2 protein-coding genes are annotated in these 2,642 nt (G+C 70.1%); both read right to left on the reverse strand.

The genetic code is table 11. The features are described 5' to 3' along the window. Positions 1-2,084 (reverse strand): hydantoinase/oxoprolinase family protein (locus VGD20_RS14710; protein ID WP_331135162.1); only part of this gene is annotated, 2,084 nt, incomplete at its 3' end. Then, on the reverse strand, positions 2,068-2,642 hold a 575-nt coding region (locus VGD20_RS14715), incomplete at its 5' end, for a sensor histidine kinase (RefSeq protein ID WP_331135163.1). The genes VGD20_RS14710 and VGD20_RS14715, both read right to left, overlap by 17 nt.

The following is a 2,642-nucleotide window of genomic DNA, read 5'->3' on the forward strand; positions in this document are numbered from 1 at the left end:
AAGATTTCGAGGCGGATCGGATCGGGACGGGCAAGGTCGTCCTGCGCCGCAGCCGCAACGTCGGCAACGCGCGCGCGGGCGAGGAGGAGGGTGCCTTCGCGCTGGACCTCGGCGCGCCATCCGGGCTCGACGATAGTCGTCGAAAGCGCGTCGATGATGATTGCGGGGCCCGCGATGATGCGGCCGGGGGCGAGGGCGCTGCGCTGGTGGAGCGGGACGCGATGTTCGGCGCCGGCGAGCCACGCGGTGACGATTTCGGGTTCGGCCCCGGTCGAAGCAGCCGGCGGCGCAACGGTCGCGGGCGCGTCCCCGGTCTCGGTCAGTTCGACGCGGATGCGGTCGACCACGAGGTTGTCGTGCGGGGCGTAGCCGAAGCGCTGGCGGAAGGCGGCGGCGAAGGCCGCGGCGATATCGGCGGGCGCGGCGAGCGGGAGTTCGATCGCATTGTCGCTGTCGGCAAGGCGGACGAAGAGAAGGGTTTCGCGGGCCGTTTGGGTGCCGGGGGCAAGGTCGGTGCGGGCTTGTGCGCCGAGTTCGGCTTCGACCGCGGCGAGCGCGGCGGCGCAATCGCCATCGAGCGTCAAGCCCAGCGTGCGTTCGCGGATCGCCGAGGGCTTCGCGAGCCCCATGCCATAGGCCGAGAGCACCCCCGCGAGCGGGTGAAGCAATATCTCGTCGGTGCCGAGCGCGTCGGCGACGAGGCAGACGTGCTGGCCCGCGGCGCCGCCGAACCCGACGAGGCTGTAGCCCTGCGTCACGTCGTGGCCGCGCGCGATGGTGATGCGCTTGATCGCGTTCGCCATCTGCTGGACCGCGATCGCGAGCAACCCTTCGGCGAGCGCCTCGGGGGTGATATTGCCGACCTCGGCCGCCATCGCGGCGAATTTCCGCACGACCACGTCGCGGTCGAGCGGCTGGTCGCCGTTCGGGCCGAAAAGCTTCGGGAAATGATCGGGCTGGATCTTGCCGAGCAGGACGTTGCAGTCGGTGACGGTGAGCGGCCCGCCGCGGCCATAGGCGGCGGGGCCGGGGTTGGCGCCGGCGCTTTCGGGGCCGACGAGCAGGCGCGCGCCGTCCCAGCGGCAGATCGAACCCCCTCCGGCCGCAACGGTGTGGATGCGGAGCATCGGCGCCCGGATGCGCGTGCCGGCGACGATGGTCTCGTTATCGCGCTCGAGGCGCCCGGCATAATGGCTGACGTCGGTCGAGGTGCCGCCCATATCGAAGCCGATGAGGCGGTCCTTGCCGAGCGGCGCGGCGCTGCCGACCATGCCGACGATGCCGCCCGCGGGGCCCGAGAGGATCGCGTCGCGGCCGTGGAAGGCGCTGGCCGAGGCGAGGCCGCCCGAGCTTTTCATGAATTGCGGTTCTGCGCCCCCCTCCGATCCCGCGCCGAGCTGAGCGACGAACTGGTCGACATAGTGACGCAGGACGGGCGAGAGATAGGCGTCGGCGAGCGTGGTGTCGCCGCGGCCGACGAGCTTGATCAGCGCGCTGACGTCGTGGCTGGTCGAGATCTGGGTGAAGCCGGTTTCGCGGGCGATTGCGGCGAGACGCGCCTCGTGCGCGGGATAGCGATAGCCGTGCATCAGCACGATCGCGATGCTGGTGAGGCCCCGATTGCGAGCAGCCTGCAGGGCGATACGGGCGGCATCCTCGTCGAGCGGGGTCAGCACCTCGCCGTCGGGGCCGACACGTTCGGCGATCTCGGCGACCGCGGCGTGCGGCGGGGGGATGCGGTCGAGCCGCCGCGCGAACAGTTCGGGACGGTCCTGATAGCCGATCGTCAGCGCGTCGCCGAAGCCGGCCGTGATCGCGAGCAATGTCGCCTCGCCCTTGCGTTCGAGGAGCGCGTTGGTTGCCACCGTCGATCCCATGCGGATCGCGAGCGGCGGGAGCGCACCGGCGCCTGCGCCGGTGAGATCACGGATCGCATTGACCGCCGCGTCGCCGGGGCGCGCGGGGTCTTCGCTCAGATATTTGGTCGTGATGACGGCGCCGTCTGGGCTGCGCGCGACGACATCGGTGAAAGTGCCGCCGCGGTCGATCCAGATTTGCCAGCGCGCGTCAGCCGGCGACGTCACGGTCGGGCCAGCGGATGATGATGGCGAGGCGATGGTCGGCGACACTGCGATCCCAACTGCCCTTCAATTGCCGCTCGATCAAGGTGCGGATGAACCGGGTGCCGAAACTTTCGCCGTCGACGTGCGGCGTTTCGGCGAGATCGCTCTCGACCCAGCTGAGTTCGACGTCGCCGCCGATGCGGCGCCAGCCGACCGCGAGCTCGCCCCGGCCAGCGAGGGCGCCATATTTGATGCTGTTGGTGACGAATTCATGGACCGTGAGCGACAGCGCCTGCGCGCCTTCGTCGTCGAGGCGGACGTCGGGGCCGGTGACCGCGGCAAGCTGCTGCGGCGAGCGGCCGGCGAGTTCGAGTTCGCGGTGGACGATGCGCCCGAGTTCGACGCTTTCGACCGCGCCGGTGACGAGCATCTGCTTGGCGTTCGACAGCGCGCGCATGCGGCCGTCGAACTTGCTCTCGAAATCCTCGAGGCTGTCGGATTCGCGCAGCGTGATCCGGGCAAGCGCGCCGATGCGGGCAAAGGCGTTTTTCATCCGGTGCGCCATTTCGCCGATCATCA

Origin of the sequence: Sphingopyxis sp., from assembly GCF_036402335.1 — a bacterium.
Classification (GTDB): Bacteria; Pseudomonadota; Alphaproteobacteria; order Sphingomonadales; family Sphingomonadaceae; genus Sphingopyxis.